The organism is Streptomyces tubercidicus (genome assembly GCF_027497495.1).
GTDB classification, from domain to species: domain Bacteria; phylum Actinomycetota; class Actinomycetes; order Streptomycetales; family Streptomycetaceae; genus Streptomyces; species Streptomyces tubercidicus.
In genome coordinates this window covers 1,612,517-1,634,765 of sequence record NZ_CP114205.1, presented here as the reverse complement: position 1 = coordinate 1,634,765, position 22,249 = coordinate 1,612,517, and the positions used below count along the sequence as shown (strand labels likewise).

Genomic DNA, 22,249 nt, shown 5'->3' with positions numbered 1-22,249 from the left:
CCAGGACATCCACCCCGCCGCGGTCAGAAGCGGGTGCGATCTGTGCTGCGCGCGTCGGCGACGCGACGAGCTTCATAGATCCGGCCGGCTCGGGCCAACTCCCGCCAGGGGCGCGCCTTGTTCAGCGCGATGTCGAGGCTCGGGTCGGTCCGGTCGAGGTCCACGCAGGCCAGGGCTGCCGTGCCATCGGCCGGGCAGCGGTCCAGCCAGGATCCGTGCGGGCCGATGACGCCCGCGGGCAAGGCGGCACTGCACTGCGCCGGGACGGACACGCTGACCCAGTAGTTGTGTGCGGCCGCGTGTCCACGGGCCAGCACGCCGAATACCGGGTCCTCCGAGAACGAGGAGAGCAGAACGCAGTCCACTCCCAGCTCGCGGTACTCAATGAAAAGCTCTGGGAAGTTGACTTCGATACACAGGGCGCTACCGAACCGGAAGCCGTCGATGTCGAAGGTCAATGGCGCGAAGCCGGGTGAGTACCAGTCGGTGATTTCCGTGTGGGAGCACCGGCGCTTGTCATAGCGGCCGATCAGCTGTCCCCCGTCGGAGATCACGTACAGGCTGTTGTGCGGCCGGTTCGGCAGGGTCAGGCGATGGCTGGAGCCCACGACAACCCAGAGGCCGAGATCGGCCGCCGCCCTAGCGGTCAGCTCCAGCTGCTTCTGTACCGCCGTCCAGTCGATGGACCAGCCCGACAGTGCCTGCTTCGCCTCCGTACCCGAGGGATAGCCCGAGATCGCACCCTCCGGAAAGTGCACGAGCCGGGCACCCGTCTCCCGAGCCGCCGCCATCAGATCACGGACCGCCGCCCCGTTGACCAAGGGGTCACAGGTGACCGGGCTCTGCGCGACTGCCATCCGAATACTGTCTGCCACACCGGGAGTTGTACCCCACCGTCACCAGCGCACGAAGGCTGCGGAGTTGGCGACGTTGCCCGACGACGGTCCCACCGGCACCCGCCACGGCCCGGCCGCACACCGGTCTGGCATCAGCCGAACGGCCCGTCCACGATGAACCGGCGCAACTGCCGGGCGAACGCCTCCGCTTCGCCCGGTGGCCAGGAGGACAGGCTCGCCATGATGTGGGCGGCGAGGCGTGCCCGCAGTTCGGTTACTGCGCGGTGGCCTTCTTCGGTGAGGACGAGGAGCTGGGCGCGGCGGTCGGTGGGGTCGGCTTCGCGGCGGACGAGGCCGGCGGCCTCCAGGCGTGAGGCGCGGCGGGTGACGCCGGAGCGATCGACGCCGGCGTCCGGGGCCAGGTCGGCGGCGCTGCGGGGGCCGGTGCGGGCCAGTGCGCTGAGTACCGGGTACGTCAGTTCGTCCACCGCCTCCCCCAAGCCCTCGGTGAGCTGCTGGTGCAGCTGTGCGCGGGTGGTGCGCCTGAGCAGGATGCCCAGCGCGTCTGCGATCTCGTGTCCTACCTCGTTCTCCATCTCACAAGAATAGCGTGCGCCGCGCACGCTTCTGGTGTTACAGTTCAGGAGATGCGTGCGCAGCGCACGCACTTCTCCTCCTGGAAAGGTCCCTCTCATGATTCGCACCGGCATCAAGGCCGCCCTGAACGACCTGATCTTCAGCCGCGACCTCACCGTGGAGGACGCTGCCGAGCGCCACTTCACCCCGGAGTACTGCCAGCGCACGGACGGGGAGTGGCTCGACCGCGCCGGGTTCGTCGAGCACATCACCCACCTGCGCACCCTCGTCGCCGACGGCGAGATCGAGGTGCACGACGAGCTGTACGACGGCAGCAAGTACGCCGACCGGCACACCGTCCACGTCACGAAGAAGGACGGCTCGACCGTGCGCCTGGAGGTCTATGTGTTCGCCGACTTCGCGCCCGACGGCCGCTTCAGCCGCATCGAGGAGGTCTCCCTGATGCTCCAGGGCGCTGACTCCGACCGCGGTATCGCCAGCGCCCGCTGAGATCCGGGTGCGCTCACCGGCCGGCGGGCCCGGCGTTCACTGCGACGCCGTCTCCTCCGGCTGCTGAAGCGCGTGCACCAGCCCGGCAATCAGTCGCGCCCGCTCGGTCATGGCGTCGATCACCACATACTCGTGGTCGGCGTGTGCGCCGCCCCCGACCGCCCCGAGACCGTCGAGGGTCGGAACCCCCAGTGCGGCCGTGAAGTTGCCGTCGCTTCCGCCGCCCACCGCGGTGGCTTCGATGCCGGGCAGCAGGCGCTGCGCCACCGCGAAGAGCCCGGCCGCCGCCGACTCGGGCATCGGGGGCCGGCCGACGGCTCCCCGGACTTCGATCTCCGCCTCGTCGAGGTGCGGCGCAAGTGCCGCGAAGGCGGCCTCGATCCGCTCCTTCTCGTCGGCCGACTCGACCCGGACGTCGACGATGACGGTCGCCTCCGCGGGAACGACGTTGTCCAGAGTTCCCGCGGACGCGACCGTCGGGGTCACGGTCGTGCCGATCCCGGGCCGGCCGAGCGCGGCGATATCCAGTACCTGATGTGCCGCTTCGATCAGGGCATTGACCCCGGCGGCGGGTTCGAGCCCGGCGTGCGAGGCGCGGCCGGTGACGGAGACCTCGAAGGTGCCGCAGCCCTTACGGCCGGTCTTGAGGGCGCCGCCCTCCGCCGCGCCCTCACACACCAGTACCGCACCGCAGGCCAGGGCGCGTTCTTCGATGAGTGCCCGAGAGGAGTGGGAGCCGACCTCTTCGTCGGCGGTCACCAGGATTTCGACGCCCGACCGGTCCTCGGTCATCGCCAGGCCGTGGATGGCCTGAACCAGCCCGCCGAGCATGTCGAAGACCCCGGGGCCGGTCGCCCGCCCGTCCGCGACTGTGAACGGGCGGCGCTCCAGGGTGCCGAGCGGAAACACCGTGTCGTGGTGGCCGAGGATCAGCACCTTCGGATCGCCGCCGCCGGACCAGTGGACATGCGGCCCGGCGTCGCTCTCGACGAGGACGGCCCGCCCGCCGAGCCGGCGCTCGATGACGGCGGCGACGGCTTCGGCCGATGTCCGCAAGGCGGTCAGATCGCGCGAGGGGGACTCGACTTCGACGAGCGTCCTGAGGTCCTCGATCATCGCTTCGGCAGAGACGTCGACAGTCGGGTGCGGGTGCGGCATCACCTCGCAAGGGTACGTCGAACGCGGTGGCGAAACCGGGTCACCTGCCCGGCTCAGCCCTTCTTTCCCAGGGGTGGCCGCTACCCCTTGGCCTCCCCGCGTGATCCCTAAACCACACTTATCCCCGGAAAGAGTGAAATGTTCGCAAACTGTCTCAGGATCAGGCCGTACGCGCCGAAAGGAAGTACAGGAAGCGGCAGTGAGCCGCTTGAAGCGATCGGGAGATTGTTATGTCACGGATCACGCGGGTGACTGCTTTGGCCGCACTTGCGGCAAGTACCGCCCTGGGCGGTATGTCGGCAGCGTACGCAGACAGTGGCGCGTCCGGCGGCGCGGCCAATTCGCCGGGAGTTGTGTCGGGCAACTCGTTTCAGATCCCGGTCCACATTCCGGTCAATGTGTGCGGCAACACCATCAACATTGTGGGGCTGCTGAACCCGGCCTTCGGCAACACCTGCCTTAACGGCGGCATCCACCGTCGGGTGGAGGTGCACCGTCACACCGTCGTCAAGCACCACCACGTCAAGCACCACCACAAGCACTACAAGAAGAAGCACCACGCCAAGCCCCACAAGCCGTCCGGCGGTATCCACACCGGCGGTGGCGGTCTGGTCGACGTCGAGCGCTGAGCCGCTCGCTTGGATCATCTGATCGTTGCGAGCGTGCGTTCACCGCGCTGAGGGCCCGGCCGACGCCGATGAGGGCCTGTGGGCGCTTTCGGTGGACTCGATGATCACCGGCACACGGCCGGGGTCCCGTTCAACGGGGCCCCGGCCGTCGCGCTGTCCGGCCCGTTCCGCCCCCTCCGGGACGCCGGTGACCCGGACGGCACACGCCGCCTCAGCCGGTCAGCGGATGCTGCGGTCGGAGCCGGAGCGTCAGGATCTGGAACGGCCGCAGCTCGATCGCCACATCGGAGGTCGGGCCTTCGTCCTCCTCGTGCAGCGGACGCTCCAGCAGGTCCGTCACGGTCGCGTGGGCGACGGGGAAGCCGGGGGAGAGGGTGGCCCCGGCCCGGCCGCCCTGGGACTCGTACAGCCGCACCACCACATCGCCGCTGCGGTCCTCGGCGAGCTTGACCGACTCGACGGTGACGGCCGGATGGTCGATACGGATCAGCGGGGGCACGGGCGGCGCGGCGGCCGTCCTGAGCGGCAGATTGAGCGCCAGGCCCTCGGCGACCGCATCGCCGACCCCGGCGCCCGGCAGCAGCGCGTACGTGAAGCGGTGCGGGCCCTGGTCGGTCTCCGGGTCGGGGCTGTGCGGGGCGCGCAGCAGGGTCAGCCGCACCGTGGTACCCAGGCCCTCGGGGTGCGGGCTGCGGGTCACGTCATGGCCATAAGTCGAGTCGTTGAGCAGCGCGATGCCATAGCCCGGCTCGGCGACCCGCAGCCAGCGGTGCGCACAGATCTCGAAGCGGGCCGCGTCCCAGCTGGTGTTGGTGTGCGTGGGCCGGTGCACATGGCCGAACTGCACCTCGGAGGTGGACCGCTCGGCATGCACGTCCAGGGGGAAAGCGGCCTTGAGGACCTTCTCCGACTCGTGCCAGTCGATATCGGTGGTGATGTCGAGCCGGTGTGAGCCGGCCCGCAGGGTCAGCTCCTGGGTGATCCGGGACGCGCCGAACGCCCTGGTCACCCGGACCGTCGCGGACAGCGGCCCGGCCGCGGCCAGCTCCACGGACTCGGCCTCGGTCAGATCCGTATGCCGGCGCCGGTAGTGCCTGTCCAGGTCCCAGGCGTCGTACTGGGTGGGGTGATCGGGGTGCAGCTGGAGCAGATTGCCCCGGGAGCCCGGGGCCAGGACCTCCCGTCCGGCGTGCAGATCCCGTACGGAGGTCAGCAGACCGTCGGCGTCGATACGTACCCGCAGCAGTCCGTTGTCCAGGGTGAAGGTGCCCTCGGCGCCGGAGTCCGCCTGTACGGGCGGGGGCGGTGGTGTGGGGGAATCCGGGCCGGGCGGGCGGACGGGGGCCGAGCCCAGCGCGGGGACGTGGACCGCGACGGCGGCCGGCCCGCCCGGGTCCGTGCCCGCCCCCGGTAGCGTGACGATCTCGTCCCGGGCGTACGGGGAGGCGTTGAACACCGTCGGCACCTCGGCCGCCGCGTCCCCGGCACGCCCCAGCGCCCCGAGCGCCGTCTCGATGATCCCGGTCAGCTCCGCCTCGACCGCCGCATACGTGGCACGGGCCTCACGATGGACCCAGGCGATCGACGAACCGGGCAGGATGTCGTGGAACTGGTGCAGCAGGACGGTCTTCCAGAGGCGGTCCAGGGCGTCGTACGGGTAGCTGTACGCGGTATCGGCGCCCGCCCGTACCGCGGCCGTCGTCGCCCACAACTCCGCCTCGCGCAGCAGATGTTCACTGCGCCGGTTGCCCTGTTTGGTCTTCGCCTGCGAGGTATACGTCCCGCGGTGGAATTCCAGATACAGCTCGCCCGACCAGACCGGCGCCGCCGCCCCGTACTCCTCATGGGCGGCCTCGAAGAACTGGCCCGGCGGCTCGATCTCGACCCGTGGGGAGCCCTCCAGGGACCGCAGCCGACGGGCCCGCTCCAGCATCTCGCGGGTCGGGCCGCCCCCGCCGTCGCCCCAGCCGAACGGGACCAGGGAGCGGGTGGCCCGTCCTTTCTCGGCGAAGTTGCGTGCCGCATGGGCGAGTTCGCGGGCGTGGAAGCGGGAGTTGTAGGTGTCGACGGGCGGGAAGTGGGTGAAGACGCGGGTGCCGTCGAGGCCCTCCCACCAGAAGGTGTGGTGCGGCATCTTGTCGGTCTGGTTCCACGACAGCTTCTGGGTGAGGAACCACTTCGCGCCGGCCAGCCGGGCCAGCTGCGGGAAGGCCGCGGTGTAGCCGAACGAGTCCGGCAGCCAGATCTCCTCGGTCTCCACCCCCAGCTCCTCCAGGAAGAAGCGCTTGCCGTGCACGAGCTGCCGGGCCAGCGCCTCACCACCGGGCATATTCGCGTCGGACTCCACCCACATCGACCCGACCGGCGCCCAATTCCCCTCCCGTACGGCCTCCTTGATGCGCTCCCAGAGGTGCGGCTGGTGCTCCTTGACCCAGGCGTACTGCTGCGCCTGCGAGCAGGCGAACACCAACTCCGGGTATTCCTTGGCCAGTTGGGTGACGTTGGCGAAGGTGCGCGATGCCTTGCGCACGGTCTCGCGCAGCGGCCACAGCCAGGCGGAGTCGATATGCGCATGCCCGGCGGCCGAGATGCGATGGGCGCTCGCGGTGGCCGGGCGGCTCAGTACGTCCGCCAGCGCGGCCCGCCCCGCGGCCGCCGTACCGCCGACGTCGTGCAGATCCAGCGCGTCCAGCATGTCCTCCAGGGCCCGCAGGATCTCGTGGCGGCGCGCACCGTCGGCGGGCAGTTCGTGCATCAGCTCCGACAGCACCTCGATATCGAGGGTCAGCTGCCAGACGGTCTCGTCGAGCACCGCGAGATCCGCCGAGGCGAAGCGGTACAGCGGCCGGTGCGGAGCGGTCCGTACATCGCCCAGGTCTGTGGGGCGGAAGTCCCGCAGCACCGCCGGGTTCGCGGCGGCCTCCAGCAGCAGCCGCACCTCCTCACCGCCGCTGACCGGCGCGCCGACGGGGAGGTGCCGGTTACGCGGATGGATGCCCTTGAGCGGCACCCCCTCGGCGTCGTAGAGCAGACCCTCGGCCTGGAACCCGGGCCCGTCGCCGCTGAAGCCGGGGTCGATGACGGCCTCCACCCGCCGCCCAGCCCACTCCTGCGGCACCTCACCCGCCAGCCGGAACCAGCTGGTGGACCACGGCGGCCCCCAGGGCTCGCCGACCGTGAACGGCTCGTACGTGGCCTGCAGCGCCTCGCTCACCGGCACAGGTTCTCCCGGCGCATGCCAGACGGTCAGCCGCAGGGGCGCCCGCGCCGCGTACTGCGCGGGCCGGATGAACTGCCCCAGCGCACGCTCCAGGCGCCCCTCCACCAGCAGTCGGTCGTCGTGCACAGCGGCTCCTCACGCTCGTACTCCCCACGCCCCCGGGGCGCGGGCGGGCTGCCCCGGCGGTAACCGGGGGAGTGCTCCCTCGTCTCCGGGTACGGCCCGGTGTCGCGACAGGCTCGGGTCAGGCATACCCACTGCGGCCCGGTCCGGCCCACCCGGCGCGCGGGCGGCGGACCGGTGACGTGGTGCGCGGAAGCATGGCGGCAGATCCGATGGGCATGCTGACCGTGAGGCTGTTCGAGGCAGAGCGCCGAGGTTCGTTGGGGGCGGGGGAGAGAATGCGTCAGCCTGTGCGGCGCGAGGAACGGGACAGAAGGCAGGAAGCGGCCGAGGGGGGCCGGAACGGGGGAACCACCGCACGAGCACCACGCGTGCTGGAGCGGAAGGTACGGCACGCGGATCTCAAGGCGGTCGGTGAGGTGCGCAGGGAGCTGCGCCAGCTGCTGAGCCGCTGGACGCCGCCGGGGGGCGGCGAACTCGCGGAGGTCGCGACGCTGCTCACCAGCGAGCTGGTCACCAATGCCCTGGTGCACGCCGAGGGCGGCGCCGTCGTCACGGCCCGGGTCAGCGACCGGCTGCGGGTGGAGGTCAGGGACTTCGTGCCCGGACGGCCCGAACCGCGCCCGCCGACCACCGACGGGACCTCCGGCAGGGGGCTGATGCTGGTGCGCTCGTTAGCCGACGCATGGGGGATACGCACCGAGAGCCTCGGGAAGAGCGTGTGGTTCGAGCTGGGCGGCGGACCGGCCTGAGCCATGGGCGGGGGCGTCGGTCGGCGCGGTCCGCCACCGGTCAGCCGAATTGCCGCTCGATCTCGGCCAGTTTCTCCTCAAGGGAGTCCAGACGGGGAATCGTCTGGGTGTCGTCCTCGGCGGTGAGATCCACGGTCCGCGGTGTCCCGGCCGGGACCCCGACGCCCTCGGCCTCAGCGCCGGACACGGCCTTGAGAGCCGGGCGGGAGGGCACCGGCAGCTCTCCGGCGAGCAGCGGCTGGGGAGCGCCGGCTATGGCGGGGTCCGCGCCGACCACCTCCGCGGCCGCCGCCTGGGGCACGGGCAGTTGCCGGCCGCCGCCCCGGCCGATGCCCCAGGTGCGGTGCTGCCGGTTGATGGCCTTGATACGGGCCCGGTCGAGCTTGCCCTGCTCGCGCCGGCGGTGACGGTTCTGCTCTCTCTCGCGCCGGTCCTCGCGAACCTCCTCGACCGCCTCGTCCAGCGTCCGTACGCCCTCCAGCAGCATCAGCGACCAGGCCGCGAAGGTCTCGCGGGGAGCGCGCAGCCAGCGGACGATCCGGATCTGCGGCAGCGGCCGCGGCACCAGACCCTGCTCGCGCAGCGCCGCCCGGCGGGTCTGCTTGAGCGCCCGGTCGAAGAGCACCGCCGCCGACAGCGACATCCCGGCGAAGAACTGCGGTGCGCCCGCGTGACCCAGACCGCGCGGTGCGTGCACCCAGTTGAACCAGGCCGCGGCGCCCGCGAACGTCCACACCAGCATCCGGGAGCCGAGCGCCGCATCGCCATGGCTGGCCTCCCGTACGGCGAGTACGGAGCAGAACATCGCCGCACCGTCGAGCCCGAAGGGCACCAGATACTCCCAGCCTCCGGAGAGGTTGAGGTTCTGTACGCCGAAGCCGACCAGCCCGTGGAAGGACAGCGCGGCGGCGACCGCCGCACAGCAGAACAGCAGCAGATAGGAGGCCGACGCGAAGACGGTCTCCTTACGGCGGCGGCGCTCTTCGCTGCGTTCCCAGGAGTCCTCACCGGTGGACCGGGCGGCCGCGCGTTTCCCGCGCACCACCAGCGCCGCGGCCGCGAGCACACCGACGAGCAGCAGGGCGCCGGGAACCAGCCAATCCAGCGATATATCGGTCATTCTCATTCTGGGATCCCTTTTGCCTCGGGTACGCGATTTCCGCGACATCCTGGCGGAAGCCACTCCCGTAACCGAGGCATTCGGAACAAGAGGACGCCAAGGGGTGTGAGGGGGCCGCTAGGGGTCGAACTTCCGTGCGTGCCTAGGGGTTTGGGTTCGAGGGTTATCACCCTTGTGGGTGAGGTGAAGCCGATGCCTGTGCGGCGCTGTGCCGCGCGTGAAACGGCTGCGCCGCAGTGAGTGACCGTCAGGTCGTTGCGGTGAGGCGCCTGATGCGGTCCTCGTCGCGGGTGCGGGGGCAGGTGAGGCAGGTGTCCTCGGGGCGCAGGGTGTAGTACATGCAGCAGCTGGCGCGGTCCCGGGTCGACAGTGCCTCGCCGCAGGGGCCGGTCAGCTCGCGGAATCCGGCGCTTCCCACATACGGAGCGGTGGCGCCCGGCAGCAGGCGTTCCAGCGCGGCCATCGCGCGCGGCTCCTCGCCCAGCAGCTGCGCCACGTACCAGAGGCCCTCGACGATCTCGTCGGACGCCATGCCCCACAGTGCCCGCGGCCCGCGCCGCATCCGGGTGCGGAAACCCTCCAGGACGGGCCCGAGATGTCCGGCCACGGCCGCCCGGACCTGCGCGCGCAGCGCCTCCTCGTCCGGTACGACACGGGCGCCGGGCAGCGCCGCCGCCGGATCGTCCGGGAGGCAGGCGAACGTGCCGATGCGCACCGCCATCCGGCCCAGCTCGCGATGGAACGAGACGTCCTGTACGGGCAGCCGCGGGACCCGGCGGTGCAGGAACCAGGGGAGGGTGATCAGCAGGCAGGCCGGCCAGGCGTAGCGGTGCAGGGCGAAGCTCGCGACCACGTCCGGGCGGCCCGGCCGGCCGTAGTCCCGGACGATCTGTGCGTCGTCCCAGGCGAGGAAGGCATCGAGGGCCTCGCCGCCGGCCGCCAGCCCCGCCGCGCACACCCAGCCGTCGCCGCTGGGGGGCGCCGCGTGCCAGGTGGTCACCTGCAGGCCGGGGAACGCCTCGGAGAGCCGGGCGTAGGACTCGGTCACGGGGTGGGGCGCGGCGGGGGCGGCGAGAACAGAAGTCATGGGGAGACCACCGAATCGCGATCGTTAGGAGGTGAGGCTTACCTTACCCGAAACGTTACCCGCGCCCGCTCGGCGCCAGTCCCGGCAGCCCGGCGAGGTTCCGGGACCGGCGCACGGATTTGTACTGTGGCCCGCGCTGCCTAAGGTGCTGGGATACGTCAGGAGGATCCGTCATGGAGCAGGGCACAGCGGAACAGGAGCCGGGCGCGCTGGCATGGGTACCCGCGCAGCCCGGTCCCGCCGCGCCCCGGCGGCACTCTGTCCGCGGCCAGGTGCTGGCCGCGCTGCGCCATGCGCTGGCCGGAGGGGAGCTGACCCCCGGCGAGGTCTACTCCGCGCCCGCGCTGGCCGAGTGCTACGGCGTCTCCGCGACCCCGGTCCGGGAGGCCATGCAGCAGCTCGCCTGCGAAGGCGCCGTCGAGGTCGTGCCCAACCGCGGCTTCCGGGTCGCCGAGTACAGCTCCCGCGACCTCGCCGAGCTGGCCGAGGTCCGCAGGATGCTGGAGGTGCCCGCGATCGTCCGGCTGGCGCGGGCGCTGGCTCCGGAGCGCTGGGAGGAGCTGCGCCCGCTCGCCGTGGCGGGCGTGACGGCGGCCGCCCGCGGGGACCGGGCGGGCTACGCCGAGGCCGACCACGCCTTCCACGTCGCCCTGATGTCACTCACCGGCAACCGCCGGCTCACCGGGGTCGCCGGCGATCTGCTGCGGCGCACCCAGTGGCCGGCCGGCGGCTCCCGGCCGCGTACGGCCGACCTGCTGGCCGACGCCTCCGAGCACACGGCGCTGCTCGACGCCTTGGTGGCCCAGGAGTACGCGGTCGTCGAGCGGATCGCCCGCGAGCATGTCTCGGTGGCCCGGCACCCTCACTGATAAGGGCCCCGGCCCACCGGACAGGCTCTACAGCTGCTCAGTCGGGGAGCAGCTCCTCCAGTGGCAGCGCCGCGACATCGGCGGCGGGCCGGGAGAGATAGAGCTCGGCGTGGTAGAAGCCGTCGGATTCCTTGCCCTTCGTGGACAGGCCGCGGGCGGCCAGCGCCTCGAAGGTCGCCTGCCGTTCGCTTCCGTCGGCGAAGCGGCGCTGCCGGAAGGTCCGGGTGGTGAGCTTCTCCGTCACCAGGCCGGCTCGGGCCAGCAGTGCGGAGACGGGCTGGTAGGACACCGTGCGCAGGACGAACGCGGCGACCCACGGCGGGGCGGACGTCTGGTCGAGGAGGTGGCCGAAGGTACGCGCGGTGATGTAGCCGACGCCGCCGGTGACGGTGATCAGGTCGGTGCCGGCCAGCACCCGCCGGAGCTCCGGGCTCGGCTCGTCGAGCTCCAGGTTCTCCGCGAAGCCGTGGTCGAGCAGACCGACCTCGCGCGCATAGCCGACCGCGCGGTCCGCCGCGTCGATGCCGGTGATCCGGAAGGGTTCGGCGTTCCGGCGGGTGGCGAAGAACGTGCGGTCCTCTTCGAGGAGTTGGCGGGTGGTCGGCATGCCCGGACCGGGCGCGGCGTACCGGCTGTAGAGGTCGGACAGGGATAGCCGGTGGTTGAGGAGCGCGGCGTTGACCCCGTACGAGCAGCAGAGGTCGACGACGTTCAGTGGCGGGCGGTCACTCCGGTGCCGCTGGAGGGTCTCGGCCACGGCGCGGAAGACCGCTTGGCCGTGGTGCGGAATCTGGTAGTCCAGGGGGTGCAGTGTGGTGAAGTACCGACGGGGATCCGGGCAGTTGTAAATCGCCTCGAAATCTGCCTTGCCCCAGTCGGTTCCAGCGGTCGTATGCGTCACTCCTGCTGTCATCTATGGCCTCCTGTCAAGGCTGTGCCAGTGGGTGAGGTCCTCAGCTGGTCACGGACCAGCATCCAAGTCCCTGCCGCCGCCTCACAGTGCGACTTGCGGCCATTCTCGGGGCCCGTGGGGCGTGATGGAACACCCCTGGCCACGGCTTCCGCCCATGGTCCCACCTCCTGGTTCCCCCGGCTCGTCGACCGCAGGGGTGCCGGTCAACCGTCACGCCCCGGCCGATCCACCGCGGGGACCGTCCAGATCCGGCCAATCGCAGCGCGAGCGGGCATGGCCGACGACGGGGGGTTGACGACGGGGGCCGGAGAGGGAAGAGGCAACGAGGAAAGAGCGATGACAAAAGCGGTGGCGGAAGCGGTCACGGACGGTGACGGCCAACCACCCTCAGCTGTCGGGGTGGTTGGCCGTCGTATGCGCATCCCGGGGCCGGGCCTAGGTAGCCGTGACCCCCGTGGACAGGTGGTCCGCGAGCCAGGTGGGTACGCCGCCCATGAGGCGGAACAGCCGGGCGGCCTCGGCGCGGAGCCGTGGTGCGTCGGTGTCCGGGGCGGCGTCGGCCAGCGCGGCGAGGGCCGGTGCCGTGCCGATCAGGAAGCCCAGCTCCTCGCGGATCCGCAGCGACTCGGCGAAACCGTGCCTGGCCTCGGCCAATTCGCCGTCGCGCAGCGCCAGTCCGGCCAGATGGCGCCAGGTGAAGGAGAGCAGCAGGATGTCGCCGTGCGCGGTGGCGCCGGCGTGCGCGCGGCGGTAGGCGGCGCGTGCCGCGTCCGGGCTGTCGGCGACGTGCTCGGCCATCAGCCCGCGGCGGAAGTCCAGCAGCGGGCGGCCCGGTGCGGTGGGTGCCAGCAGCGCCGCGGCCCGGCCGAGCGCCGAGCGCGCCTCGTCGGCCCGGTCGCGGACGCCCAGGACCGTGGCGGCGTAGGCGAGATGGCCGCGTTCGCAGGCCGCGCCGCCACGCTCGTCGTCGTCATGCGCCAGCGCCTCGGCGGTGCGCAGCGCGTCCTCGGCCGCGGCCCAGCCGGTGGCCGTGAACATGCAGCGCTCCACCAGGAGCGCGGCGCGACGGAGCGCGGACGGGGCGTGATGGGCGGAGTGCGGTTCCAGTAGTGCGGCCGCGTCGTCCCAGCAGCCGCGGGAACGCAGACGCCAAACGGCACGGTCGAGGGGGCTGTCCCCCTCGACCGTGCCGTGTGCCGGTACCTCCGGTGCGGATGCGGGTCCCGGTACCGCGATCGATACCGGCTCCGCAGAACTAACCGGATCCACGGGATCCGCGGATCCTGACATGGCGGTATCCGCCACATTGCCCTCCCCTAGCGCGCCATTGAGCTGGAAGTTGGAGACCGTGGGCGAATCTCAGCACGGATTCCGTCGTGCGGCCAAGGGGGTGGGTGAATGATTTCACAATCACCTGGTGCGCGGTTCTGGCAGGGGGCGCGGCGCTGATCTGGCGCGCCGTACCGCACCGCGCCCGGCCGCCGCGCACTCGATGCCGCCCGATCGGATTACCCCGAACGGCGCAGCGCGGGCCCGCCGGCTGACAGGAGAAGCCCTCAGCTCATCCGCAGTGCGAGGAAGAAGTCGAGCTTGTCCTCCAGGCGGGACAGATCGCGGCCGGTGAGCTGCTCGATCCGGCCCACCCGGTAGCGGAGCGTGTTGACGTGCAGGTGGAGGCGGCCGGCGCAGCGGGTCCAGGATCCGTCGCAGTCCAGGAACGCCTCCAGCGTGGGGATCAGCTCGGCGCGGTGCCGGCGGTCGTAGTCACGCAGCGGGTCCAGGAGGCGGGCGGTAAAGGCCCGGCGGACATCGTCCGGGACGAACGGCAGCAGCAGCACATGGGAGGCCAGCTCCTCGTGCCCGGCGGCGCAGACCCGGCCCGGACGGGCGGCGGCGACCCGGCGGGCGTGCCGGGCCTCCTCCAGCGCGCCGCGCAGCCCCTCCGCCGAGTGCACCGAGGCGCTCACGCCGACCGTCAGCCGCCCGTCGTCCGCCAGCCCGCGGCCGAGCGGCTCCCGGACGACGGAGAGCAGCGCATCGGCGTGCAGACCGGCCGCCGAGGAGTCCCCGGGCTCGTCCGGGACGGGCAGCGGCACCAGCGCCACCGCCTCGTCGCCGGTGTGGGCCACGGCGATCCGGTCGGAGGGCTCCGGACCGAAGGTGCCCGGGTCGACCAGCACCTCCTCCAGCAGGCTCTGCGCCACCTGGCCGCCGGGCACCTCGCCGTCCTCCCACTCGACCCTGGCCACCACGATCTGCCAGTGCGGTGCGGTGCCCAGTCCGGGCAGCAGCACCGGGGCCGCCACCCGCAGCCGGGCCGCGATCTCGGCGGGCGGTGCGCCGGTCTGGACGAGCTCCAGCACCTCCTGGGCGAGCCGGCGGCGGACCGTACGGGCCGCATCGCGCCGGTCGCGTTCCACGGCGATCAGCTGGGTGACGCCGTGCAGCAGGTCCAGGCGCTCCGCGGGCCAGTCACCGGCATCCGCCTCGACGGCCAGCAGCCAGTCGCTGAGCAGCGTCTGGCGCAGGTCACGGCCCTCGTGGCGGATCGGGAACAGCGAGAAGGTGCCCCCGCCCGGCCCGTCGCCCGACCGGCGCCCCTCATCGAGGCGCTGTGCGCCGCCCCCTTCCACCGTGACGCGGTGCGGGCCGCGGCGGCCGCTGCGGGCGGCCGCCAGATGCTCGCCCGCGAGCCGGGCGGCCAGCTCGGGGGACAGCTCGGGCCCGGTGCCGGCCAGCGTCGAACCGGCGATCTGCCGGCCGGTGGGGGAGAGCACCCAGGCCCGCAGATCGAGGTCGGAGCCGAGCAGGTCCAGGACCACCTCCGGACCGCCGCCGGTGGGGCCCGACGTCATCAGGCGCCGGTGACGGTCCACCACGGCCGCGAGGTCACCGGCCCGTTCGCTGGAGACCTGCCGGACGACATGCTCGGTGATGGAGGCGAACGAGACGTCCTCGACGACCGAGAACAGCGGCAGCCGGTGCTGGAGACAGGCTGCCACCAGGTCGTCCGGGACCATGCCCAGCTCCGCCTCGCCCGCGGCGAGCCCGGCGACCCCGGCGGTGGCCAGGATGCGGACGAACCGTTCGGAGTCCTCGGGGGCGCGGCGCCAGGCCAGACCCGTCAGCACCAGTTCGCCGCCGGAGAGATAGCGGCTGGGATCGCGCAGGTCGGTGGTCATCACGCCGCGTACGGTGCGGTCCAGCTCGTCCTCGCCCCCCAGTAGCCGAAGGCCCAGGGTTGGGGTGTCCAGGAGTGCGCGGAGCCGCATGACCTCGCCCGCCGTTCTTTGCTGTCTGGTGTTGCCGGTGAATTCCGCGAGGTTTCAGATCCTCGTCTTTCGTTCGAATCTACAAGACAGGGGGCGTGGCCAGCCAACCGCTTCATGGTTTCGGTGACTGCACCGGGCGGGTCCGGGGCGCGTTCACTAAGGCTCAACCGTTAACGAGACATGAACGGCTCCATGGCGAGGTGAGCCCGGCGTCCTCACCATGAGTAACGAATGACCGATTTCGCAGAAGAGGCCAACCATGGACTTCCTTCGCCCCGCCAGCTGGGAGGAGGCGCTCGCCGCCAAGGCCGAGCACCCTACCGCTGTGCCCATCGCGGGCGGCACGGATGTGATGGTCGAGATCAACTTCGATCACCGCCGCCCCGAGTACCTGCTCGACCTGAACCGCATCGGTGACCTGAGCGAGTGGGAGGTCGGCGAGAAGACCGTCCGTCTGGGCGCCTCCGTTTCCTACACCCAGATCATGGAGCAGCTGCGGGCCGAACTCCCGGGCCTGGCCCTGGCGTCGCACACGGTCGCCTCCCCGCAGATCCGCAACCGCGGCGGCGTCGGCGGCAACCTCGGCACCGCGTCCCCGGCGGGCGACGCGCACCCCGCGCTGCTCGCCTCGGGCGGTGCGGTCGAGGTCGAGTCCGTACGGGGCCGCCGGCTGATCCCGATCGACGACTTCTATGTCGGCGTCAAGCGCAACGCCATGGAGCCCGACGAGCTGATCCGCTCGGTGCAGCTGCCGAAGGCCGACGGACCGCAGCAGTTCTCCAAGGTCGGCACCCGTAATGCCATGGTCATCGCGGTGTGCGCCTTCGGCATCGCGCTGCATCCGGAGACCCGCACGGTGCGTACCGGCATCGGTTCCGCCGCGCCCACCCCCGTACGGGCCCGTGAGGCGGAGGACTTCCTCACGGCGGCGCTGGAGGAGGGCGGCTTCTGGGAGTCCGGCGCCGCCATCCCGCCGTCCGTGGCCAAGCAGTTCGCGCAGCTCGCCTCCGGGGCCTGCAACCCGATCGACGATGTGCGCGGCAGCGCCAGGTACCGCCGGCACGCGGTCGGCATCATGGCGCGCCGCACCCTCGGCTGGACCTGGGAGTCCTACCGCGGCAAGGAGAGGAGCGCACAGTGCGCGTGACATTCACCGTCAACGGCCGCCGCCAGGAGGCCGATGACGTCTGGGAAGGCGAGAGCCTGCTGTACGTCCTCCGGGAGCGGATGGGCCTGCCGGGCTCCAAGAACGCCTGTGAGCAGGGCGAGTGCGGTTCCTGCACGGTCCGGCTGGACGGGGTGCCGGTGTGCTCCTGTCTGGTCGCCGCCGGCCAGGTGGAGGGCCGCGATGTGGTGACCGTCGAGGGGCTGGCGGACTTCGCCAGGCAGCGCGCCGAGGGCGGCTGTGCCTCCGGTGTCTGCGGCACCGGCCTCGACGAGGCCCAGCAGTGGCAGGCCCGGCCCACCGACTCACAGACCGGCGAGCACGCCGAACTCGCCCCGATCCAGCAGGCGTTCATCGACGCCGGCGCCGTCCAGTGCGGTTTCTGCACCCCGGGCCTGCTGGTCGCCGCGGATGAACTGCTGGAGCGCAACGACTCCCCGTCGGACGCCGATATCCGCGAGGCGCTGTCGGGCAACCTGTGCCGCTGCACGGGCTACGAGAAGATCCTCGACGCGGTCCGGCTCGCGGCCGCCCGCGGCGAGCAGCACACCGCCGGACAGGGGGCCTGAGCATCATGACCGGCACACCGCCACGAGCCGCCACGGCTCCGGACCGCGCCCCCACCAACCTCACCCAGGGCGGCAAGACCAAGGCCGGTATCGGCGAGTCCACGCTGCGGCCCGACGGCACCCTCAAGGTGACCGGCGAATTCGCCTACTCCTCGGACATGTGGCACGAGGACATGCTGTGGGGCTTCACCCTGCGCTCCACCGTCGCCCATGCCGAGATCGTCTCGATCGACACCGCCGAGGCACTGGCGACCCCGGGTGTCTACTCCGTCCTGACCTACGACGACCTGCCCACCGACGTGAAGAACTACGGCCTGGAGATCCAGGACACGCCGGTTCTCGCCCACGGGAAGGTGCGCCACCACGGTGAGCCGGTGGCGCTGGTCGCCGCCGACCACCCGGAGACCGCGCGCCGCGCCGCCGCCAAGATCAGGATCGAGTACGCCGAGCTGCCGCTCGTCACCGACGAGGCCACCGCCACCGCCGAGGGCGCCCCGCTGGTCCACGAGCACCGCACCGACCACCACATCGGGCACGTACCGCACCCCAACATCGTCCACCGCCAGCCGATCATCCGCGGCAACGCCGCCGAGGCCGCCAAGAAGGCCGATGTCATCGTCTCCGGCGAGTATGTCTTCGGCATGCAGGACCAGGCGTTCCTCGGCCCGGAGTCCGGGCTCGCGGTGCCCGGTGAGGACGGCGGTGTCGATCTGTATGTGGCCACCCAGTGGCTGCACTCCGACCTCCGCCAGATCGCGCCCGTCCTCGGCCTGCCCGAGGAGAAGGTGCGGATGACGCTGTCCGGCGTCGGCGGCGCGTTCGGCGGCCGCGAGGACCTGTCGATGCAGATCCACGCCTGCCTCCTGGCGCTGCGCACCGGCAAACCCGTCAAGATCGTCTATAACCGCTTCGAGTCCTTCTTCGGGCACGTCCACCGGCACCCGGCGAAGCTCTGGTACGAGCACGGCGCCACCAAGGACGGCAAGCTCACCCACCTCAAGTGCCGGATCGTGCTGGACGGCGGCGCCTATGCCTCCGCCTCCCCGGCCGTGGTCGGCAACGCCTCCTCGCTCGCCGTCGGCCCGTACGTGGTCGACGACGTCGACATCGAGGCCATCGCGCTGTACTCCAACAACCCGCCCTGCGGCGCGATGCGCGGCTTCGGCGCGGTCCAGGCGTGCTTCGCGTACGAGGCGCAGATGGACAAGGTCGCCAAGAAGCTGGGCATGGACCCCGTCGAGTTCCGGCAGCTCAACGCCATGGAGCAGGGCACGATCATGCCCACCGGCCAGCCGGTCGACTCCCCGGCGCCGGTCGCCGAACTCCTCCGCCGCGTCAAGGCGATGCCGCTCCCGCCGGAGCAGCAGTGGCTGACGGCCGGTGCGGGCGCCGATGTCCGTGCGCTGCCCGGCGGGCTGTCCAACACCACCCACGGCGAGGGCGTGGTCCGCGGTGTCGGCTACGCCGTCGGCATCAAGAACGTCGGCTTCTCCGAGGGCTTCGACGACTACTCCACCGCCCGGGTGCGGATGGAGGTCGTCGGCGGCGAGCCGGTCGCCACGGTCCACACCGCGATGGCGGAGGTCGGCCAGGGCGGGGTCACCGTCCACGCCCAGATCGCCCGTACGGAGCTGGGGGTCCAGCAGGTCACCATCCAGCCGGCCGACACCCAGGTCGGCTCGGCGGGTTCGACCTCCGCCTCCCGCCAGACGTATGTCACCGGCGGCGCGGTCAAGAACACCTGTGAGCACGTCCGCGAGCAGGTACTCGGCATCGGCCGGCGCAAGTTCGGTACGTACCACCCGGCGTGGGCCACAGCCGAACTCCTGCTGGAGGGCGGCAAGGTCGTCACCGACGGCGGCGAGGTCCTCGCCACGCTGGCGGACGTCCTGGAGGGCGAGGCGGTCGATCTGGAGCTGGAGTGGCGGCACCGCCCGACCGAGCCCCTCGACCTGCGGACCGGCCAGGGCAACGGTCATGTCCAGTACTCCTTCGCCGCCCACCGCGCGGTCGTCGAGGTGGACACCGAACTCGGCCTGGTCAAGGTCATCGAGCTGGCCTGCGCCCAGGACGTCGGCAAGGCGCTCAACCCGCTGTCCGTCGTCGGCCAGATCCAGGGCGGTACCACCCAGGGCCTGGGCGTGGCGGTGATGGAGGAGATCATCGTCGACCCCAAGACCGCGAAGGTGAAGAACCCCTCCTTCACCGACTACCTCATCCCCACGATTCTCGACACCCCGACCATCCCGGTCGATGTGCTCGAACTCGCCGACGAGCACGCCCCGTACGGGCTGCGCGGTATCGGCGAGGCCCCCACCCTGTCGTCCACCCCGGCCGTCCTCGCGGCGATCCGGGACGCGACCGGGCTGGAGCTCAACAAGACGCCGGTGCGGCCCGAGCACCTCACCGGCACCTAGAGAGGACCCCGCACCACGCAGTTGCTGCTCCGGTCCGCCGGAGCCAGCACCCCCGTTCGCCTCGGGCCGTCCCCCGGGTCGTGCAGCCGAAGATCCATCCCAAATCTCGCACCTGGTGCGAGTGCCCCTGTGAACCTTGGGAGTAAGGCACCATGACCCAGCAGTCCACCGAGCCGAGGACGACGGCGGAAGACGCGGGCGCCGGCTCACGTCAGCCGGCCGGCCGCTCCTGGCTGGACCGGTATTTCCACATATCCGACAGAGGATCGACGGTCGCGCAAGAGGTGCGCGGCGGCATCACCACCTTCATGGCGATGTGCTACATCCTGCTGCTCAACCCGCTGATCCTCTCGACGCCGGACGTGGAGAAGAACACCCTCGCGCATGCCGGTGTGGTCACCGCGACCGCGCTCGCGGCGGCGGTCTCCACGCTGCTGATGGGCTTCATCGGCAAGGTGCCGCTGGCGCTGGCGGCCGGTCTGAATGTCTCCGCCGCGCTGACCGCCCAGGTCGTCCCGAACATGACCTGGCCGCAGGCCATGGGGATGTGTGTGATCTACGGCGTGGTGATCTGCCTGCTGGTGGTCACCGGCCTGCGCGAGATGATCATGAACGCCATCCCGCTCGCGCTCAAGCACGCGATCACCATGGGCATCGGGATGTTCGTCGCGCTGCTGGGGCTGGTGAAGGCCGGTTTCGTGGGCAAGGGGGAGGGCGGCCCGCTCACCCTCGGCATCGACGGGCAGCTGTCCGGCTGGCCGGTCCTGTTCTTCTGCGTCACACTGCTGCTGATCTTCATGCTGCAGGCCCGTAAGGTGCCCGGCGCCATTCTCATCGGCATCGTCGTCGGCAGTGTGCTGTCCATCGCCGCCACCAGGATCGGCGGGCTGACGGCCAAGGACTGGGGCGGCACACCCCCGGAGCTGACCGGCAGCGCCGTCGCGATGCCCGACTTCGGGCTCTTCGGTCATGTCGAGTTCGGCGGCTGGAGTTCCATCGGCGCGCTCGGCGTCGGCATGATCGTCTTCACCCTGGTGCTGGCCGGGTTCTTCGACGCCATGGCCACCATCATCGGCGTCGGCACCGAAGCACAGCTCGCCGACGACAAGGGCCGGATGCCGGGCCTGTCCAAGGCGCTGTTCGTGGACGGCGCGGGCGGTGCCATCGGCGGTGTCGCCGGGGCGTCCGGCCAGACCGTGTTCATCGAGTCGGCGAGCGGCGTCGGCGAGGGGGCCCGTACCGGCCTGTCGTCCGTCATCACCGGCCTGTTCTTCGCGGCCTGCCTGTTCTTCACGCCGGTCACCCAGCTCGTCCCGGCCCAGGTGGCCTCGGCCGCCCTCGTCGTCATCGGCTCGATGATGATGAGCGCCGCCGGGCAGGTGGACTGGCGCGACCGCTCGGTGTCCATCCCGGTCTTCCTGACCGTGGCCCTGATGCCGTTCACCTACAGCATCACCGCGGGCGTCGGCGCCGGTGTCATCGCCTACACCGCCATCAAGGCGGCCCAGGGCAAAGGCCGCGAGGTGGGTGCCTTCATGTGGGTGCTGACCGCCATCTTCACCGTTTACTTCTCGCTCCATCCGATCGAGGAGTGGCTGGGCGTCAAGTAACCGCCCGCCCGCTCCCTCCCATCCGTTAGGAGACCGACATGCTGGACATCGCCGAAGAGCTGCACCGGTGGGTCGAGCAGGGCCGCGCATTCGCGGTGGCCACGGTGGTGGCCACCAACGGCAGCGCACCCCGCCAGCCCGGGGCCGCGCTGGCCGTCGACAGTGACGGCCATGCGATCGGGTCGGTCTCCGGCGGATGTGTCGAGGGGGCGGTGTATGAGCTGTGCCAGGAGGCGCTGCAGACGGGGGAGCCGGTTCTGGAGCGCTTTGGTTACAGCGATGAGGATGCCTTCGCCGTGGGGCTGACCTGCGGGGGCGTGATCGACATCCTTGTTCAGCCGGTACGGGCGGGCGCGCCCGCGACGGCTGACGGTGGCCTCGCGGGGGAGCGGGTTGACGAGCGGGGCGCCGATGGGGCGGGCGAGCGGGGGGACCAGCGAGGGGACAACACCGCCGCCACGCTCGCCGCCGGGCTGGCCGCCGCCGCGTCCGGAGAGGCGGCGGCGGTCACCCGGGTCGTGCAGGGCCCCGCCGGGCTTCTCGGCCGCGCGCTGCTGGTGCGTGCCGACGGCAGCCACACCGGCACCCTCGGCGGCCACCCCGCCCTCGACCACACCGCGATCGAGGAGACCCGGGCCCTGCTGGACGCCGGGCGCACCACCAGCCTGGAGATCGGCACGGGCTTCACGCCCGGGGAGGAAGCGGAGAGCGACGACGGCGCACAGCGGACCGGTTCGCGCTGCGGCCGTCCCGTCGTCCTCCTCGTCGAATCCGCCGTCCCGCCGCCGCGCATGATCGTCTTCGGCGCCATCGACTTCGCCGCCGCGCTGGTCAGGGTCGGCAAGTTCCTCAACTACCACGTCACGGTCTGCGACGCCCGCCCCGTCTTCGCCACCAGGACCCGCTTCCCGGACGCTGACGAGATCGTCGTCGACTGGCCGCACCGCTACCTGGACTCCCAGCAGCTCGACTCCCGCACGGTGCTGTGCGTGCTGACCCATGACGCCAAGTTCGATGTCCCGCTGCTGGAACGGGCGCTCAGGCTCCCGGTCGCCTACGTCGGCGCGATGGGCTCGCGCCGCACCCACCTGGACCGCCAGCAGCGGCTGCGGGACGTCGGCCTGACCGAACTCGAACTGAACCGGCTGCGCTCACCCATCGGACTCGACCTCGGCGCGCGCACCCCGGAGGAGACCGCCCTGTCCATCGCCGCCGAGATCGTCGCCAACCGCCGCGGCGGCACCGGCATCCCTCTGACCGGCGCGCACACCCCCATCCACCACGACACGGGGCGGACGCTGGGGCGGATCGGGTCGGTGGCTTGAGGGCGGCGCGGGGCGGGGCGTGGGCCCCGGGGCGTATGGCGCGTCGCGGGGGCGCCGCAAAAACAGGGTGAAGCTTCCCGGGCCCCGGGTTAGCGTCC

The 22,249-nt window shown here is 71.5% G+C and carries 17 protein-coding genes and 1 pseudogene; 9 read left to right on the top strand and 9 right to left on the bottom strand.

What is annotated here, in order from left to right:
• Positions 1-23: 23 nt before the first annotated feature.
• Positions 24-857, bottom strand: a complete 834-nt coding sequence (locus STRTU_RS07030) for a carbon-nitrogen hydrolase family protein (protein WP_159742750.1) — start codon at positions 855-857, stop codon at positions 24-26.
• Between the two features lie 131 nt (positions 858-988).
• Complete coding sequence (locus STRTU_RS07025; RefSeq protein WP_159742749.1) at positions 989-1,432, bottom strand: MarR family winged helix-turn-helix transcriptional regulator; 444 nt, start codon at positions 1,430-1,432, stop codon at positions 989-991.
• Between the two features lie 97 nt (positions 1,433-1,529).
• Here STRTU_RS07025 and STRTU_RS07020 point away from each other — a divergent pair, with 97 nt between their 5' ends.
• Positions 1,530-1,922, top strand: a complete 393-nt coding sequence (locus STRTU_RS07020; protein ID WP_159742748.1) for a nuclear transport factor 2 family protein — start codon at positions 1,530-1,532, stop codon at positions 1,920-1,922.
• Between the two features lie 36 nt (positions 1,923-1,958).
• Here the strand turns inward: STRTU_RS07020 and STRTU_RS07015 are convergent, their stop codons facing one another.
• Positions 1,959-3,080 carry a M20 family metallopeptidase gene (locus STRTU_RS07015; protein WP_159746749.1) on the bottom strand — a complete coding sequence of 374 codons (1,122 nt, stop codon included), beginning with the start codon at positions 3,078-3,080 and terminating at the stop codon, positions 1,959-1,961.
• 230 nt (positions 3,081-3,310) lie between these two features.
• On the opposite strand from STRTU_RS07015, the pseudogene STRTU_RS07010 reads away from it, so the two are divergent.
• Positions 3,311-3,544 (top strand): annotated as a pseudogene (locus STRTU_RS07010) (chaplin); the annotation flags it as partial.
• 376 nt (positions 3,545-3,920) lie between these two features.
• Here STRTU_RS07010 and STRTU_RS07005 read toward each other — a convergent pair.
• Positions 3,921-7,055 (bottom strand): alpha-mannosidase, encoded by a 3,135-nt coding sequence (locus tag STRTU_RS07005; RefSeq protein WP_159742746.1) that lies wholly within the window; start codon positions 7,053-7,055, stop codon positions 3,921-3,923.
• Between the two features lie 371 nt (positions 7,056-7,426).
• On the opposite strand from STRTU_RS07005, the gene STRTU_RS07000 reads away from it, so the two are divergent.
• Entirely contained in the window at positions 7,427-7,804 is a 378-nt protein-coding gene (locus STRTU_RS07000; RefSeq protein ID WP_159746748.1) for an ATP-binding protein, read from the top strand.
• 40 nt (positions 7,805-7,844) lie between these two features.
• Here STRTU_RS07000 and STRTU_RS06995 read toward each other — a convergent pair whose 3' ends face one another.
• Both STRTU_RS06995 and STRTU_RS06990 read right to left on the bottom strand, forming a co-directional pair.
• The gene (locus tag STRTU_RS06995) at positions 7,845-8,930 is read right to left on the bottom strand and encodes a DUF2637 domain-containing protein (protein WP_159742745.1); all 1,086 of its coding nucleotides are present in this window, start codon (positions 8,928-8,930) and stop codon (positions 7,845-7,847) included.
• A gap of 241 nt (positions 8,931-9,171) precedes the next feature.
• Positions 9,172-10,011 carry a (2Fe-2S)-binding protein gene (locus STRTU_RS06990; protein ID WP_159742744.1) on the bottom strand — a complete coding sequence of 280 codons (840 nt, stop codon included), beginning with the start codon at positions 10,009-10,011 and terminating at the stop codon, positions 9,172-9,174.
• Between the two features lie 173 nt (positions 10,012-10,184).
• Between STRTU_RS06990 and STRTU_RS06985 the strand changes: the two genes are divergently transcribed.
• On the top strand, positions 10,185-10,880 hold the full coding sequence (locus tag STRTU_RS06985; RefSeq protein ID WP_159742743.1) for a GntR family transcriptional regulator: 696 nt from the start codon (positions 10,185-10,187) through the stop codon (positions 10,878-10,880).
• A 37-nt stretch (positions 10,881-10,917) separates the two neighbouring features.
• On the opposite strand, the gene STRTU_RS06980 is transcribed toward STRTU_RS06985, so the two are convergent.
• The 3 genes from STRTU_RS06980 to STRTU_RS06970 form a co-directional block, all read right to left on the bottom strand.
• The gene (locus tag STRTU_RS06980) at positions 10,918-11,793 is read right to left on the bottom strand and encodes a hypothetical protein (RefSeq protein ID WP_246240179.1); all 876 of its coding nucleotides are present in this window, start codon (positions 11,791-11,793) and stop codon (positions 10,918-10,920) included.
• A gap of 435 nt (positions 11,794-12,228) precedes the next feature.
• A complete protein-coding gene (locus STRTU_RS06975) occupies positions 12,229-13,083 on the bottom strand; it encodes a hypothetical protein (RefSeq protein ID WP_371873668.1) in 855 nt (284 codons plus the stop codon).
• A 266-nt stretch (positions 13,084-13,349) separates the two neighbouring features.
• The gene (locus tag STRTU_RS06970) at positions 13,350-15,065 is read right to left on the bottom strand and encodes a PucR family transcriptional regulator (protein ID WP_159742742.1); all 1,716 of its coding nucleotides are present in this window, start codon (positions 15,063-15,065) and stop codon (positions 13,350-13,352) included.
• Positions 15,066-15,324: 259 nt separating this feature from the next.
• On the opposite strand from STRTU_RS06970, the gene STRTU_RS06965 reads away from it, so the two are divergent.
• From STRTU_RS06965 to STRTU_RS06945, 5 genes are all read left to right on the top strand, one after another.
• The gene (locus STRTU_RS06965) at positions 15,325-16,212 is read left to right on the top strand and encodes an FAD binding domain-containing protein (protein WP_159742741.1); all 888 of its coding nucleotides are present in this window, start codon (positions 15,325-15,327) and stop codon (positions 16,210-16,212) included.
• Positions 16,203-16,799 carry a (2Fe-2S)-binding protein gene (locus STRTU_RS06960; RefSeq protein WP_159742740.1) on the top strand — a complete coding sequence of 199 codons (597 nt, stop codon included), beginning with the start codon at positions 16,203-16,205 and terminating at the stop codon, positions 16,797-16,799. The genes STRTU_RS06965 and STRTU_RS06960 overlap by 10 nt, the downstream gene beginning before the upstream one ends.
• Positions 16,800-16,804: 5 nt before the next feature.
• Positions 16,805-19,216 carry a xanthine dehydrogenase family protein molybdopterin-binding subunit gene (locus STRTU_RS06955; protein WP_159742739.1) on the top strand — a complete coding sequence of 804 codons (2,412 nt, stop codon included), beginning with the start codon at positions 16,805-16,807 and terminating at the stop codon, positions 19,214-19,216.
• 152 nt (positions 19,217-19,368) lie between these two features.
• Positions 19,369-20,826 carry an NCS2 family permease gene (locus STRTU_RS06950; RefSeq protein WP_159742738.1) on the top strand — a complete coding sequence of 486 codons (1,458 nt, stop codon included), beginning with the start codon at positions 19,369-19,371 and terminating at the stop codon, positions 20,824-20,826.
• A 38-nt stretch (positions 20,827-20,864) separates the two neighbouring features.
• Positions 20,865-22,151 carry an XdhC family protein gene (locus STRTU_RS06945; RefSeq protein ID WP_159742737.1) on the top strand — a complete coding sequence of 429 codons (1,287 nt, stop codon included), beginning with the start codon at positions 20,865-20,867 and terminating at the stop codon, positions 22,149-22,151.
• The last annotated feature ends 98 nt before the right edge of the window (positions 22,152-22,249 follow it).

What these genes read in the sequence shown, in the direction of transcription:
- STRTU_RS07030 (WP_159742750.1), bottom strand. Translation starts at nt 857, where the DNA reads ATGGCAGTCGCGCAGAGCCCGGTCACCTGTGACCCCTTGGTCAACGGG.
- STRTU_RS07025 (WP_159742749.1), bottom strand. Translation starts at nt 1,432, where the DNA reads ATGGAGAACGAGGTAGGACACGAGATCGCAGACGCGCTGGGCATCCTG.
- STRTU_RS07020 (WP_159742748.1), top strand. Translation starts at nt 1,530, where the DNA reads ATGATTCGCACCGGCATCAAGGCCGCCCTGAACGACCTGATCTTCAGC.
- STRTU_RS07015 (WP_159746749.1), bottom strand. Translation starts at nt 3,080, where the DNA reads ATGCCGCACCCGCACCCGACTGTCGACGTCTCTGCCGAAGCGATGATC.
- STRTU_RS06995 (WP_159742745.1), bottom strand. Translation starts at nt 8,930, where the DNA reads ATGAGAATGACCGATATATCGCTGGATTGGCTGGTTCCCGGCGCCCTG.
- STRTU_RS06990 (WP_159742744.1), bottom strand. Translation starts at nt 10,011, where the DNA reads ATGACTTCTGTTCTCGCCGCCCCCGCCGCGCCCCACCCCGTGACCGAG.
- STRTU_RS06985 (WP_159742743.1), top strand. Translation starts at nt 10,185, where the DNA reads ATGGAGCAGGGCACAGCGGAACAGGAGCCGGGCGCGCTGGCATGGGTA.
- STRTU_RS06980 (WP_246240179.1), bottom strand. Translation starts at nt 11,793, where the DNA reads ATGACAGCAGGAGTGACGCATACGACCGCTGGAACCGACTGGGGCAAG.
- STRTU_RS06975 (WP_371873668.1), bottom strand. Translation starts at nt 13,083, where the DNA reads ATGTCAGGATCCGCGGATCCCGTGGATCCGGTTAGTTCTGCGGAGCCG.
- STRTU_RS06970 (WP_159742742.1), bottom strand. Translation starts at nt 15,065, where the DNA reads ATGCGGCTCCGCGCACTCCTGGACACCCCAACCCTGGGCCTTCGGCTA.
- STRTU_RS06965 (WP_159742741.1), top strand. Translation starts at nt 15,325, where the DNA reads ATGGACTTCCTTCGCCCCGCCAGCTGGGAGGAGGCGCTCGCCGCCAAG.
- STRTU_RS06955 (WP_159742739.1), top strand. Translation starts at nt 16,805, where the DNA reads ATGACCGGCACACCGCCACGAGCCGCCACGGCTCCGGACCGCGCCCCC.
- STRTU_RS06950 (WP_159742738.1), top strand. Translation starts at nt 19,369, where the DNA reads ATGACCCAGCAGTCCACCGAGCCGAGGACGACGGCGGAAGACGCGGGC.
- STRTU_RS06945 (WP_159742737.1), top strand. Translation starts at nt 20,865, where the DNA reads ATGCTGGACATCGCCGAAGAGCTGCACCGGTGGGTCGAGCAGGGCCGC.